Origin of the sequence: Candidatus Nitrospira allomarina, from assembly GCF_032050975.1 — a bacterium.
In the GTDB taxonomy this organism is placed as follows: domain Bacteria; phylum Nitrospirota; class Nitrospiria; order Nitrospirales; family UBA8639; genus Nitrospira_E; species Nitrospira_E allomarina.
Map to the genome: position 1 here is coordinate 1,722,346 of NZ_CP116967.1, position 13,876 is coordinate 1,736,221.

Below are 13,876 nucleotides of genomic sequence, written 5' to 3' on the forward strand. Positions count from 1 at the left end.
TCGAAGTCAGGCGAAGGAGGATTGGAAGGGCCAATGGCACATGGAATGAAGAGGACAGGCGGATCTAGGTTTCAACGAGGAGTATGGTCTGTTGAGAACCGAGGGACAGTTCGGGGATTGGCTTTGGTGACCATCGAGAGATTTTTGGGTGACCGGATTGTCCGGGCGATGGGTTCCTGAATGGCTAATAAGCATTCCAGGCGCGGACGGACCGAATCCAGGTCTTTGTGTAGATGAATTTCGGTGATGCGGTTGTCATTTAAATCGATGGCTTGGCAAATGGCATCTTGCGCGATTTTGAGCCCGCCATCCAGATCCCGTCGCAGGGCTGTTTTGAAGTGGAAGCGGAGGGAGAGACTAAGGGTGTGGGTCTCCAATTGCTCTAAAAATTCCGTCCGATGAGATGATTGCCGCAAGATGGTGAGTAAGTGTCGAGCCACGGCAGTCTTATAATGCCGGCCTGGGGAGGCCAGGACCCTCCGGCCATTGACGGTGGCGTATTGATGATTAATGCTGGGTGGAAGGGGTAAGACAACAAAAAGTTTGCGAGTCGACAGAGTATCGCCGCCCAAATTCGACCAATCCATCCCAGCATCTGCAGTTTTGGCTTTTCGTTTATGACTGTGGAGGAGGACCAGGCCACCTTTCCCTTTGGACTGCAAAAGCTTGGGAAGGGAGGGAATACGAATAGTTCTCAATGGGGCATCTATGAAAGGGGTATGGTATCGGTGGTGAAACGAGAAGCAACGGGTCTGTTAGAGGAGGCTCTGAATTTTGCTCATGCTATGTTCAAAGGTGTCTTCGTTTACATGGACAAAACGGCGCCACTCCGATGGATTCCACACTTCAAGGCGATGAAACATGCCCACTAATACCACTTCTTGATCCTCATCCACCGGGACGAGTTTGCGAAACCGGCCCGGGATGAGAATGCGACCTGCCTTATCCATTTCTGATGCGGAGGCTTCCGAGACCATGTGATACATGAAAAGACGTCGTTGGTTTTCATCAAGAGATTGTTTGGCGTTTTCCAGAATCTTGGCCCATTCCGGATTGGTATAGGCTGAGACGGGCATATCCTGTCCCTTGAGAAACATCAGACTATTGCCGTGAATTTCGATTTCTTCACGAATAGGACTCGGGACAACAAATCGTCCTTTTTCGTCGATTTTACAATAATATTGACCGGCAAACATGCAGAATGTTCCTTGGATCTCCTGAACGTCCTATCTGTGAGTGTAGCTTACCGAAACTTTAAGAAAAGTCAAGTAGTTTTGCTTGAGTAGTCGAGCTAATCGCCTTCGGTGGTAGGCATCCCCATGTCCATATCGTCAGTGTCCATTCCCTCCATGGCCTCGTCCATGTCATCTCCCACGTCTTCCCCCATCTCCTTTCCCATTTTTTTCATGAAGCGGGCCATGCTCTGTGGATCGTTTTCGTCCAGGTCCCCGAAGTTACTGGGATCGGCCAAGGCTTCCATCCGGGCTTCTTCCGATTTGGGTGCAGCGAAGCGAGACATGATGCGTTCCAGGTTGGTACTTCGGCAATGCGTGCAGGATGGGACTGGAGCGTTCGAGGTGAGGATTAAAAAGGAGTTGCGCTTCCGGCAATCCTGACAACGGTATTCGTAAATGGGCATTGAGTCGTTCCTCCTGATCGCAATATACGGGCTGTATATATCGCAAAATGGTCTCTTTGGGAAGAGTCGAAAATTGGTTTATACGATTCGAAAGACCTTAAATACGTTAATAGAGCGAAGGTATCGGACTTATAATTCTCGAACCCTCATATGAAGGGGCTGGTGAAAAGGGCCAATCGAGAAAAGACAGACAAGGGGAAAAGTAAATGAGGTGGGGGGGTATTTAGAGAAAACAGCCAGCCATAGATTTATGTTGGCGGACGATTTGCCTCGACCTCAGGAATTTACAACAAATTCCTTACACCATTCTGGCGAGTGTCAGCCCATACACCGGGCCTGAGCCGGCCCGTCGAAGCGTCTTGGCGCATTCATGCAGGGTTGTGCCCGTGGTTAAGACATCGTCCACCAATAAGATCCGTTTGCCTTTGATAGGGGCCGGCTTGGGGACGGAAAAAGCCTGACGCAGATTCGCGAGTCGCTCTTTCCTTGATAACGAGGTTTGGGGGACTGTGGGACGAATCCGAAGTAAACACGCCAGGAAAAGAGGAATCCCCAGGTGGTGACTCAGTCGGTTTGCGAGGAGCAGGGATTGATTGTATTCACGTTCTCGTAAGCGTTGCGGATGAAGGGGGACGGGAATGATGGCATCTAAGGTTGGTAAAGCGGGCAACGCTTCAACCATGGCTTGGGCGAGTGGTTGAGTCAACGACAGTTTTCCCCGGTATTTGAACAGGGTAATGGCTTCTTTCAGTGGGGGTTGGTAGGGAAAGAGGCTCCATATTTGCGTAAGAGCCATTGGTCGTGCGCGGCAGGCTCCACACTGATGAGTGGGGCTATGTAATAGGGCAATGGGGGAGGCAAAGGGGCGTCCACATCGCGGACAAACCGGGCCTGGGATGGGTTTGAGCCTATCCCAACACCGCCGGCAAAAAAAGGGGACGGGATCGTCCTGCAAGGGATGCTGACAGCCGGCACAGGCGGTGGGAAAAATGATATGCAGGAGCCTTCGGAGTAGACGTGTCGTAGTAATTGGTGGAGCCATGGAGGCGAACTTTCCGAGCTGAGGTCAACCGTGGAGTATGCCTAATTATCGTGAGGCGCCTTGGTCCATTTACCTTCGTTATGATATAGGAGAGATGGCGAATTTGCCATGATTCAACAGCGGTACCGAGGGCAGAAACTTCTGATAGGTTTACGTGATTCAGTTTCAACATGTCTATAAGGAATATCAGCGCGGATCCACATCGGTCGTGGCTCTGCGGGATGTCTGTGTGGACATTCAGCAGGGAGAATTTTGTGCGCTCATGGGACCCAGCGGGAGTGGAAAAAGCACGCTTTTGCATTTGGTGGCTGGGCTGGACTGGGTGACGTCCGGAGATATCCTGCTGGATGGGCGTTCCTGTCTGGGGTTTGTTGATCAGGAATGGACCCGATGGCGTCGGGAGGAGGTGGGGATCGTGTTTCAGGCTTTCCATCTGATCCCCGGATTGACGATCGAAGAAAATGTTGCACTTCCCTTGCGTTTACGAGGGGAGGGATCAGAAACGATCCGAACCCGGACCGCTGACATGCTGGAGCGGGTAGGGATGAGTCATCGGATCGGTCACCGGTCGCATGAATTATCCGGAGGAGAACAGCAGCGGGTAGCGCTTGCCCGGGCCTTTGGGCATCGCCCTCGACTGATTGTGGCTGATGAACCCACCGGCAATTTGGATGGTGAAACCGGAGAGAAAATTGTGTCGTTGCTGCGTCAATGTGCGAAGGAATTCGGTCAGACGGTGCTCTTGGCCACCCATTCATTACGCGCCGCTCAGGCAGCGGATCGGATCGTTGCGATTCGAGACGGACAATTGGAGTAATAGGAAATGGATCTTTCAACAGTAATTGCCGGTGTGTCGTTTCCATTTGGAGTGATGAACGCGTCGGGAGCCTTGTGCGTGACGCCGGAAGAGCTGGAGGCCCTGGGCATGTCCCATGCCGGTGCGATTGTGACCAAATCGATGACGCCGCTAGCCCGTGAGGGAAATCCTCAACCGAGGTATGTGGCCTTTGACGGCGGCTCGATCAATTCGATGGGCCTTCCCAATTTAGGATTTCCCGTCTACGCGAAACTCATTCCAGAGTTGAAGCGGTTTGGGAAACCCGTCATCGCCAGTCTGGCGGGTCTTCATCCCGATGATTTTCTAGAAGGCGCCAAGGCCTTGGAGATCGCCCGACCGGATTTGGTGGAAGTGAATTTGTCGTGTCCCAATATTCCCGGGAAGCCACAGATCGGCTATGACTTTGAGGAAACGGAACGGTTGTTAACAGAAATTCGTGCGCTGCTGACGGTGCCGTTCGGAGTGAAACTCCCGCCCTACTTTGATCCTATCCATCATCAGAAAATTGCCGAGGTGCTTCAGCGAAGTGGAGTGGCCTTTGTGACGGTTATCAATTCAGTGGGCAATACCCTGGTGGTCGATCCGGAAAAAGAAACGGTGGTGATTAAGCCCAAGGGTGGATTTGGTGGGTTAGGTGGTAGGATAATCAAGCCTGTGGCCCTGGCCAATGTTCGCGCGTTTTGGAAGATCTGGGGCGATCAGATTCCTATTATTGGCACAGGTGGGGTGGAACACGGCGTGGATGTGTTCGAGCATGTGTTGTGTGGCGCCTCGGCGGTTCAGATAGGCACCGTGCTGGTTGAGAGAGGTTGTGAGGTGTTTGCAAGGCTCGAAGGGGAGATTGCCGATTGCCTGAAGCGAAAAGGTTATCCGTCATTGATGGCGTGTCGAGGGAAATTACGGGAGATGGATTGAAGCGAAATGCGATCGAACGCCTTCACAGGGTAAAGTCAATATATGCGTTCAGTTGCGTTTTTCAACCCTTGATAGCAGGCCGGGTCGAGACGCACGTCTCTCAGGTCTTTGTGGTCGGAGTCGCTGGGCCTTGGGGGATGATACGAAGCGCAATGGCTTGCCGGAGTAATTGGGCCACGTTTCTGACACGTAAGCGGCGCATCAAATTGAAGCGGTGGACTTCAACCGTTCGCACGCTAATGTCGAGCTTTTCACCAATTTCACGATTGGTAAAGCCTTGAGCCACCAGGCTCAAGATTTCCTTTTGGCGAGCGGTGAGAGATTGTCCCTCGGAATTTGATTCCAAGAGTTCTTCTGTTGATTCCGATTCAGTCACTTTCCCTTTTGGCATATTGAGTAGTGCCCCACGCATAATTTTCTAGTTGTTTTAACATACGTCCATTACTTCCGACAACCGCTTCATATGATACGAATTCTTCTTCTATTGGTCCTTGACCATGTGCGCCATCGGCCCTTCCGAGCCTTTCTCACAGTGGTCGGGGTGGCGATCGGGGTTTCGGCCTGGTTGGCCATTCGCCTGGCCAATGGCGCAGTGTATCAATCCTTTGAGGATTCGGTGGCGTCCGTTGTTGGAGAGGCGTCCATCACCCTATCACGTGGGTCGGAGGGGATGGATGAGTCGATTATTGAGGAGATTCAACGTTTTCCCGGGGTCCAATCGGCCCAGCCCGTTCTGAAAATTGAGTCCATAATCAAAGAAGGCCCCTCCATGGGTCACACGCTCGTGATTTGGGGAGTCGATCTTCTGGACTATGAGGAGCTGATGCCATCGGGGGATTCGACAAATGCGATCACGGACAATCAATGGAAACAGGTGTTTTCGCCGCAGACAATCTTTTTGGGGGAAGAGTTTGCCGGGGAATTAGGGTTGCGCGAAGGGCAGACACTGATTGTGACGAGTCAGGGTCTTTCCCATGATCTGATCGTGGGGGGTCTGTTGAGGTCCTCCGACGCCCTTCTCCAAGGCACCGAACGACAGGCGATCATGGATATTGCCGCCGCCCAATGGTTGTTCGGTTGGTTGGGGCGTCTGCATTCCATTGCCGTAGTTCCTGAACCTGCGGTGGCCGGGACCACGCTCATCCATGCCTTACAAAAGGTCGTGCCATCGGATATTCGAATGAGTCAATCCTCCCGACGGACGGAGCAAGTGGAATCGATGTTGAAAGCCTTCCAGTTTAATCTCACCATGCTCAGTGGAATTGCGCTGTTAGTGGGAGTGTTTCTGGTCTATAACACGATGGCATTTTCGGTGGCACACCATCGTCGGGAGATTGGCATTCTCAGGGCACTCGGCATGGAACGGCGAGCCATCACGGGATTGTTTCTCTTGGAGTCGGGTCTGCTCGGCCTTGTGGGTGGAGTCTTGGGCTGCTGGTTCGGCGTCTTCCTGGCCGGCGGATTGACGACGCTCATCGGGCAAAGCGTCGGCGAATTATACGGGATCACGTCTTTGGCGGTGTCACAGATGCATCCCTGGCTGTTGGTGGAAGCGATAGGGATTGGGGTCGGGGTTTCCCTTCTGGGAGCACTCCGCCCTTCCTGGGATGCCAGCACGATTGCCCCGGTCCAAGCCTTGTCGGTAGGCCAATCCGAAGATGAAGAATCTGTTTCGTATAGGAAGTCAGGGTGGATCGCGATGATCGCCTTTGGTGGGAGTGCCGCCTTGAGTACTATGGCTCCCGTGGACGGTATTCCGGTCGGCGGGTATGCCGCGGCATTTTGTCTTCTGGTGGGAGGAACGGCCCTGGGGCCTGTGCTCTGTGGAGTGGTGCATGGGTGGAGGAGAACATGGCAAAGCGGGCGATGGGGCCTCCTTCCGTCCCTCGCGGCGGAACAAATCAGCCGCAATCCCGGTCGGACCAGTGTGACCATGGCCGCGATTGTCGTCGGTCTTGCCATTATGGTTGGGGTGGGCATCATGATCCAGAGTTTCCGGAATACGGTAGACATCTGGATTGAGCAAACGATGCTGGCGGATATCATCGTGGCGCCGGTGTCCTGGCTAGGGGAACAGGAGGGCGGGAACGGCAAGCCCGCTCTGCCATTGGCTCTGGTCAGGACCGTGATGATGGTCCCAGGGGTCGAGGCGGTTGATCCCTACATGGAAACCATGGGTGAGGTTTCAGGGGAGTCGGTGTCCTTGGTCGCACGCGACATGGCCCTTCATGCCGCTCGCAGCCAATATCTGTTTGTGACAGGTGATTCCACTCCCATTTTACAAGAAACGATCGAAGGTGAAGGCGTGATTGTGTCTGAGGTATTAGCCGGGCGGCTGGGGCTGGCGGTAGGAAGGCACATTGAAGTGAAGACGTCTTCAGGACAACAGGCATTTCCGGTTAAGGGCATTTTTTATGATTATGCCACCGATGGGGGAAAAGTGGTCATGGATGACCAACTCTTTCGTCGGTATTGGGGGGAGTCTGACGCAACCGTCTTTGCGGTGTATCTCAAGGCCGGTCTGGCGCTTCCGGTCGTGCGACGTGAGATTGAACAGGTGTTAAAAAATGAGGTCCCCATCGTCACAATCAGTAATGGAGAATTGAAAACCGAGATTCTTGAAATTTTTGACCGGACGTTTCGCGTCACCTATGTGTTGGAGTTGATTGCCCTGAGCGTGGCGGTGCTGGGGATTATCAATACCCTCATGACGGCCATCACCGAACGCCGTCGGGAACTGGCCACGCTACGCGCGTTAGGGGTGAGTCGTCCGCAGATTCAAGGCCTGATCTTCTGGGAATCCTTTTATGTGGCCGGATTGGGTGCCGGCTTAGGCATTCTGGTGGGATTGGCGTTGTCGGTGTTGTTGATCAACGTCATTAATAAGCAATCATTTGGCTGGACCATTCAGTTCACCCTGCCATGGGAAACATTGGGGATGGCGTTACTTGTGGCGCTGTTGGCCGCATTGCTGGGGGCGTGGGGTCCAGCCAGGTGGGCCGGTCGTCAGGTCATCGCTGAAGATTTGAGATATGAATGACTCGGAGGTGCTATGGTTAAAGGATTTTTAGGACACCGCAGGTAGAGCAATCAGGATGAGCAGGTTTCAGCTTTTTCGGCTTCAGTCCCCTCGTACTTCACTTCCACGGTAAAGCCCAGGTCTTCGATCATTTTCCAGACTTCCTGATGGGCAAGGCCCGGGGTGGTCAAATAGCCGTCCACGAAAAGGGAGTCAGCGACATAGAGCGCTAAGGGTTGGAGCGAGCGGAGATTTTTTTCGCGTCCTCCGGCTGCCCGTATTTCCGTTTTGGGGTGGAAGAATCTGAAGAGACAGAGGATTTTTAAGCAACGGACCGGTGTGAGGTTTTTCATTTCGTCAAATGGTGTGCCTTCGACCGGGTACAACATGTTTAATGGAATGGAATCGGGTTGGATGTCCTGTAACGCCAGGGCCAGATCCACCAAATCTTCGTCCCCCTCGCCCATGCCGACGATACCTCCGCTACAGAGTTCCAATCCGGCTGCGCGGGCATGTTTCAGGGTGTCGAGACGATCCTGGTAGGAGTGTGTCGTGCAAATAGCAGGGTGATACGCTTCACTGGTGTTGAGATTATGGTTGATGCGATCGACTCCAGCCGCCTTTAACTGGATGGCCTGTTCGCCATTCAACAGGCCTAGTGAACAGCAGATTTGAATCGGCAGTTCCTCTTTAATTTGTTTGACGGCGCTGGTGATGTGTGTGATTTCTGATTGTAACGGGGAGCGGCCACTGATTACGATGCAATACCGCTGAGCTTTGGCCTGTGCAGCCCGTCGAGCGCCTTCCAGCATTTTTCCCGGAGAGACGAGTGCGTACCGCTCGATTGGGGCGGTGGAAATGGTTGATTGGGAACAATAGTGACAATCTTCCTGACAGGCTCCGCTTTTGGCATTGAGCAGCATTTGCAGGCGGATGGTGTTGCCAAAATATCGTGACCGAATCCGATAGGCCGCATTGATCAGATCGAGCAGTTTGTCCTGAGGTGTGTCCAGAATGGCCAAGCCTTCCTCCCGGCTTGGGACGATTCCCTCCAGCACCCGATCTGCCAAATTTTGAAATGCGGTCATGGGGTTCTCCATAATTTTATTCTGAAATATTTGAATTCCAACCTACGGATAAAAGATGAAACCTTCTCGTTGCTTATGAAAGCCTGGCGACCTTTCCTGGTGCTTTTGGCGCTTGTGCGACCTGTGGAAAAGGTTTACGGCTTTCAGGAATAGTAATTTGTGGAGCGTCCGCCCACATACTTTCTAAGGCATAATACTTCCGGACGTCTGATTTAAATATATGGATGATGATGTCTCCATAGTCGAGTAATATCCAATTGGCCGTTTCTTTTCCTTCAATATCCGGACCTAATTCATACCGTGTGGCCATGACCTTTTCAATGAAGGAGGCAATCCCTCGCACCTGGCGTTCGGAATCCCCTGAGGCAAAGACGAAATAGTCTGCTATTGACGTCATTGCTCCTACATCAAGCACCAACACCTCTCCTGCTTGCTTTTCTTGAGCCGCTTGAGCGATGAAGACCGCCTGTTCGAGGGTAGGAGATGGTTTCGGGTGGGTTAGACGGGCCATTGGTACAATCGATGGCGAATTATATAGGACTCTACCGTGGGCGGCAACCACTGGCTGACGCGGGAACCACTGGCCAGTTGCTCTCGAATTGTCGAGGCCGAGATCTCGCACGGTGGTACGGACAGGAGAAAAATGGTCTTACCGGAAGGAAGAAGCATGTCCAGACGGTTCGTGTTTTGTTGGTCAAGGCTTTGAAATGCTTGAGGCTTTGTCGCAGGAAGGAACGGCAGGGCTTGAAGTTGCGTGAAGGCAACCCCAGGTCTCGAGCAGACAATAAAATGACACAGGGTGAGCAAATGATCCACCTGCCTCCAACTGCAGAAATCCAGAAAAGCATCAAGCCCCACAATAAACCCCAACTCCGTTCCCTCGGGGCATTCATTTTTGAAATGAGTGACGGTGTCGACACTGTAGGACACTGCCTCAGATTGAATTTCGTAATCGGATACCGTGCAGTAGGGAAACGGGGCAACTGCTTGCTGCACCATTGCTAAACGGTGATGGGCTGGCGCTAGGGAGGCCGATGGTTTGTGTGGAGGATCCCCTGTCGGAATGAAAATTATGCGATCGAGCTGGATCGTGCTGTAGACATACTGGGCAATATGCAAATGCCCATTATGGATGGGGTTGAATGCGCCGCCCAAGAGGCCGATAAACATCAGTCTAGATTTTTCTCATGTGGAGAGGGTTGAAAGAGGCCGCCGCCGGCTGCGGCCTTTCCTTCGAGGGCCTCAGGACAGAATACCCCACACATTTCTCTGATGAGGCTCGGTCCCTCATATGCTGAGGAAACGGCAATATTTTTAATATTCACAGCTCCATGTTTAATTTTAGGTAAAGGTGAACCATACCTGTGCCTTTAGCCTGGAGTCACGTCGCTTATGAGACCTGGTGCTTAGTCAGAACCAGATTGTCACGGTGAATGACTTCCTCATACTCCAACGAGCCTAGGAGTTGTCTGATGTCTGATGTTTTTTTCCCCTTGATACGGTGAAGAGTTTCGGCAGAATAATTGGTGAGTCCCTGCGCGAACGGCATTCCCTCCCGGGTGGCGCAGGTAATGGGGTCTCCTGTCAGAAAGATGCCTGTGATGTCCAGAATGCCTGAGGGTAATAAGCTTTTTCCTCGAAGGGTGAGGGCGGCCACCGCTCCTTCGTCTAACCGGACCTCCCCTTTTGGTCGAAGCGTATAGGCAATCCACTGTTTTCGACTGGTTAGGGGTGATTGGTCTGACACAAAGAATGTTCCCCCGGGCTTTCCGTTCAGGACATCTTCCAACGCATGGGGAGTTTCTCCATTTAATAAAAGGGTCGGAACGCCGAAGCGTCCTGCCTGTTTGGCGGCCCTGATCTTGGTGACCATGCCTCCGCGGCTGGCTTGTGTTCGGGAAGTTCCGGCGAGGTCTTCAATGTCCTTGGTGACGTTGCAAACCAGAGGAATTAATTCTGCCGAAGGATTGAGGTGAGGATCCTGGCTATAGAGCCCATCGACATCTGATAAAATCACCAGCAGATCTGCGTCCACTAAGTGGGCCACTTCCCCTGCGAGGGTATCATTGTCACCAAATTTGATTTCTTCGATAGCTACGGTGTCATTTTCATTAATAATCGGAATGACCCTCAGTTGAATAAGGGTATTGAGGGTATGGCGGGCATTCAGGAATCGTCGACGGTCGGATAAATCCTGGTGAGTTAAGAGGACTTGGGCAATTTTATTTTTCGTTTCTTCAAACGCCATCTCATAGGCTCGCATGAGCCGGCTTTGTCCGACGGCAGCGGCGGCTTGCTGAAGAGGTAATTCAGCGGGATAGGAAAAAATGGCGAGGTGTGAGATGCCCGCAACGATGGCTCCGGAAGAAACCACGACAATTTGTCGATCCTGAGCCTGGAGGGTGCCCAATTCCTGGGCTAAACGGTTGATGCGGTCGAGACGAAGACCGCCTTGCGAGGAAGCCACCAGGCTGCTTCCTACTTTGACGACGATCCTCTTGCACGCGGCTAGCACTTGCTCGCGCATGAGGTCTTTGCTTCCAGAACGGCTTTCCCTAAATAGGTCACGAGTGATGGAAGGCCTTCCCTGGTCACGGCCGAAATGGGAAAGAACGGAAAGTGGTGTGCGCTGCAATACTCCCGAAGGGCTTCCAAGTGCTGGCCGTTTCCCTGAGAATCAATTTTTGTAGCTACGATGGCAAATGGCCGTTCAAGGAGTTCCGGGTCAAAGGCCTGGAGTTCCCTTTGTAGGGTTTCAACGATCTCGACGGGATCTTCTGCAATCCATTCGGTAATGTCGACCAGATATAACAAAAAAGCGGTTCGCTGGATATGTCGCAGAAATTTAATTCCTAACCCTTTCCCCTCATGAGCGCCTTCGATCAATCCTGGAATATCGGCTACAACAAACGAAGAATGTTCCATCCATTCCACCACTCCCAAATGAGGCCGCAGGGTGGTGAAGGGATAACTCGCAATTTCCGGGTGTGCAGAAGAAATCGCTGAAATCAATGTTGATTTACCTGCGTTAGGAAAGCCCACTAAGCCGACATCGGCTAACAATTTCAATTCCAGATTCACCCATCGCTCTTCGCCGGGAGTCCCTGGCTCAAATTGACGTGGCGCTCGATTCGTTGACGTGGCAAAACGTGCATTCCCCTTTCCGCCTTTACCTCCTTTGGCCACGATGGCGGTCTGTCCTTCCGCAATAAGGTCGGCGATGATTTCACCGTCTTCGGTTTTCACGAGAGTTCCGACAGGAAGGGGAATCACGATATCGGAGCCATTGGCTCCATGGCAATTGGTCTTGAGGCCTCTGACGCCGGAAGTAGCCTCATAATGTTTTTGATATCGCAGGTCGAGCAATGTTGAGACTCTGTTGGAGGCCACAAAGACCACGTCTCCTCCATCCCCGCCGTCGCCACCGTTGGGACCGCCAAACTCGGCAAATTTTTCCCGTCGAAAGCTGCAGTGTCCGGTTCCACCGTCACCAGCTTTGATAAATATTCGTGCTTGATCGATAAACATACTGATCCTTAAAAAATCCTACCGGACTTACCAGGGAGAAATGAAGGCGATGAATTGATAAAGCAAGAAATGGGAAGGGAGCTAGACGGGGGGATAGACGCTCACCTTCCGGCGGGCGATTCCTCCTTCAAACTTAACGATCCCGTCTACTTTGGCAAAGAGGGTGTAGTCGCTTCCAAGTCCGACATTTGTCCCAGGAAAGAATTTTGTTCCGCGTTGACGAACGATGATGCTTCCGCCGCTCACCTTTTCGCCGGCATAGGCTTTGACGCCTAAATATTGTGGATTGCTATCGCGACCGTTGCGGGATGATCCGCCACCTTTTTTATGCGCCATGAGTCAAACCTCCAAAGTATTCTAAAGATCAAGGATTATGCCGATGCCACGATTTCAGTGATTCGAACTTCAGTGAATCCCTGACGATGGCCCTTGGTCCGTCGATAGTTTTTTCGTCGTTTCTTTTTGAAAATGGTAATGGACCGGGTTCGCGCATGCCGGATGATCTCTCCTTTGACTACTGCATCTGTAATCATGGGAGAGCCGACAATAGGCGCTTGGTCCGTTTGGACAAATCCCACTGAGTCGAATTGAATGATGGATCCGACATCGCCTTCAAGTGACTCGACTTGTAGAATACCGTTCGGTTCCGCCCGGTATTGTTTTCCACCTGTTTCGATAATTGCATACATGTTTTTAGCTCCTTAACAAACACGCATTTTGCCAGTATGTTTACATTTATGTCAAGATTTTAGTATATCATCACGCGTTCTTGATGCTTAGCAAAAAACTCTTCGCTCACATGCCTTGTCTATTTCAGCTACTGTCAATCGGAGAAGTATTCCTATGGTGACTGGTTCAAAAAAAATTTGGATGGATGGAGCCCTCGTCGATTGGGATGAGGCCTCGGTTCATGTTCTTACCCATTCTCTCCATTATGGTCTGGCGGCCTTTGAGGGGATCCGTTGTTATGAGGGCAAGGCCGGATCAAACATTTTTCGATTACAAGAGCATGTGGACCGGCTCTTTGAGTCTGCCCATATTACGATGATGCCCATGCCTTTTACCAAAAAAGAGGTGTCGGACGCCATTGTTGAGACGGTTCGGGTCAATCAATTGGCCTCCTGTTACATCCGCCCGATCGCCTATGTGGGGTACGGCGCAATGGGGGTGTACCCTGGTGACAACCCGATTCGTCTGGCTATTGCGGCTTGGCCATGGGGATCGTATCTAGGGGAAGATGCCTTGGTGCAAGGCATCAGGGCAAAAATTTCATCCTTTACCCGGCATCATGTGAATGTATCTATGACCCGGGCAAAAATCTCGGGATATTACGTCAATTCGATTTTAGCCAAATGGGAGGCGAAGAAGTCAGGATATGCCGAATGTATTCTCCTTGATCCTGATGGATATGTCTCTGAGGGAACAGGAGAAAACGTGTTTATTGTGAAAAAGGGAGTTCTAAAAACGACTCCCTTGACCTCGATCCTGGACGGGATTACCCGGAATTCGATCCTTGAAATGGCGAGAGCCAAAAACATCCCGGTGATTGAGGAGCGGTTTACCCGCGATGCGATGTATGTGGCAGATGAAATATTTCTTACCGGAACCGCTGCCGAAGTGACACCGGTTCGCGAATTGGATGATCGAAAAATCGGCGAAGGTAGGCCAGGGGCTCTCACAAAATGCCTGCAGGATAATTTCTTTAGAATTGTGCGTGGCGAAGAACCTGCGTATGCCAATTGGCTGACTCCAATTTAGGAGTGGCCCTTCTCACTCAGGTGGCCCCACGATCCTGGGCCATTCCACC

At 52.0% G+C, this 13,876-nt stretch carries 16 protein-coding genes; 4 read left to right on the forward strand and 12 right to left on the reverse strand.

Features of this window, described 5'->3' with window-relative positions; genetic code table 11:
- Positions 1 to 71: 71 nt before the first annotated feature.
- The 4 genes from PP769_RS07660 to PP769_RS07675 form a co-directional block, all read right to left on the reverse strand.
- Positions 72 to 587, reverse strand: a complete 516-nt coding sequence (locus PP769_RS07660) for a RusA family crossover junction endodeoxyribonuclease (protein WP_312646399.1) — start codon at positions 585 to 587, stop codon at positions 72 to 74.
- Between the two features lie 168 nt (positions 588 to 755).
- Positions 756 to 1,196 (reverse strand): division/cell wall cluster transcriptional repressor MraZ, encoded by a 441-nt coding sequence (locus PP769_RS07665; RefSeq protein ID WP_312646400.1) that lies wholly within the window; start codon positions 1,194 to 1,196, stop codon positions 756 to 758.
- 95 nt (positions 1,197 to 1,291) lie between these two features.
- Complete coding sequence (locus tag PP769_RS07670) at positions 1,292 to 1,639, reverse strand: FmdB family zinc ribbon protein (protein ID WP_312646401.1); 348 nt, start codon at positions 1,637 to 1,639, stop codon at positions 1,292 to 1,294.
- 298 nt (positions 1,640 to 1,937) lie between these two features.
- Positions 1,938 to 2,681: a ComF family protein gene (locus tag PP769_RS07675; RefSeq protein ID WP_312646403.1), complete on the reverse strand. Its 744-nt coding sequence runs from the start codon at positions 2,679 to 2,681 to the stop codon at positions 1,938 to 1,940.
- A gap of 154 nt (positions 2,682 to 2,835) precedes the next feature.
- Between PP769_RS07675 and PP769_RS07680 the strand changes: the two genes are divergently transcribed.
- Positions 2,836 to 3,498 carry an ABC transporter ATP-binding protein gene (locus tag PP769_RS07680; protein ID WP_312646404.1) on the forward strand — a complete coding sequence of 221 codons (663 nt, stop codon included), beginning with the start codon at positions 2,836 to 2,838 and terminating at the stop codon, positions 3,496 to 3,498.
- 6 nt (positions 3,499 to 3,504) lie between these two features.
- Entirely contained in the window at positions 3,505 to 4,434 is a 930-nt protein-coding gene (locus PP769_RS07685; protein WP_312646405.1) for a dihydroorotate oxidase, read from the forward strand.
- A 100-nt stretch (positions 4,435 to 4,534) separates the two neighbouring features.
- On the opposite strand, the gene PP769_RS07690 is transcribed toward PP769_RS07685, so the two are convergent.
- A complete protein-coding gene (locus PP769_RS07690; RefSeq protein ID WP_312646406.1) occupies positions 4,535 to 4,825 on the reverse strand; it encodes a response regulator transcription factor in 291 nt (96 codons plus the stop codon).
- A gap of 72 nt (positions 4,826 to 4,897) precedes the next feature.
- On the opposite strand from PP769_RS07690, the gene PP769_RS07695 reads away from it, so the two are divergent.
- Positions 4,898 to 7,474: an ABC transporter permease gene (locus tag PP769_RS07695; RefSeq protein WP_312646408.1), complete on the forward strand. Its 2,577-nt coding sequence runs from the start codon at positions 4,898 to 4,900 to the stop codon at positions 7,472 to 7,474.
- Between the two features lie 50 nt (positions 7,475 to 7,524).
- On the opposite strand, the gene bioB is transcribed toward PP769_RS07695, so the two are convergent.
- The 7 genes from bioB to rplU all read right to left on the reverse strand — a co-directional run bounded on the left by bioB (position 7,525) and on the right by rplU (position 12,758).
- On the reverse strand, positions 7,525 to 8,541 hold the full coding sequence (bioB, locus tag PP769_RS07700; RefSeq protein ID WP_312646410.1) for a biotin synthase BioB: 1,017 nt from the start codon (positions 8,539 to 8,541) through the stop codon (positions 7,525 to 7,527).
- A gap of 73 nt (positions 8,542 to 8,614) precedes the next feature.
- Positions 8,615 to 9,052, reverse strand: coding sequence for a ribosome silencing factor (gene rsfS, locus PP769_RS07705; protein WP_312646412.1), 438 nt, complete (start codon positions 9,050 to 9,052; stop codon positions 8,615 to 8,617).
- Positions 9,040 to 9,711 carry a nicotinate-nucleotide adenylyltransferase gene (gene nadD, locus PP769_RS07710; RefSeq protein ID WP_312646413.1) on the reverse strand — a complete coding sequence of 224 codons (672 nt, stop codon included), beginning with the start codon at positions 9,709 to 9,711 and terminating at the stop codon, positions 9,040 to 9,042. The genes rsfS and nadD overlap by 13 nt, the downstream gene beginning before the upstream one ends.
- A 220-nt stretch (positions 9,712 to 9,931) precedes the next feature.
- Positions 9,932 to 11,068 (reverse strand): glutamate 5-kinase, encoded by a 1,137-nt coding sequence (gene proB / locus PP769_RS07715; protein WP_312646414.1) that lies wholly within the window; start codon positions 11,066 to 11,068, stop codon positions 9,932 to 9,934.
- On the reverse strand, positions 11,050 to 12,069 hold the full coding sequence (gene obgE, locus PP769_RS07720; protein ID WP_312646416.1) for a GTPase ObgE: 1,020 nt from the start codon (positions 12,067 to 12,069) through the stop codon (positions 11,050 to 11,052). The genes proB and obgE overlap by 19 nt, the downstream gene beginning before the upstream one ends.
- A gap of 81 nt (positions 12,070 to 12,150) precedes the next feature.
- The gene (gene rpmA, locus PP769_RS07725; RefSeq protein ID WP_312646418.1) at positions 12,151 to 12,405 is read right to left on the reverse strand and encodes a 50S ribosomal protein L27; all 255 of its coding nucleotides are present in this window, start codon (positions 12,403 to 12,405) and stop codon (positions 12,151 to 12,153) included.
- A gap of 35 nt (positions 12,406 to 12,440) precedes the next feature.
- Positions 12,441 to 12,758, reverse strand: coding sequence for a 50S ribosomal protein L21 (gene rplU, locus PP769_RS07730; protein WP_312646419.1), 318 nt, complete (start codon positions 12,756 to 12,758; stop codon positions 12,441 to 12,443).
- A gap of 154 nt (positions 12,759 to 12,912) precedes the next feature.
- Here rplU and PP769_RS07735 point away from each other — a divergent pair, with 154 nt between their 5' ends.
- Positions 12,913 to 13,827, forward strand: a complete 915-nt coding sequence (locus tag PP769_RS07735; RefSeq protein WP_312646421.1) for a branched-chain amino acid transaminase — start codon at positions 12,913 to 12,915, stop codon at positions 13,825 to 13,827.
- The last annotated feature ends 49 nt before the right edge of the window (positions 13,828 to 13,876 follow it).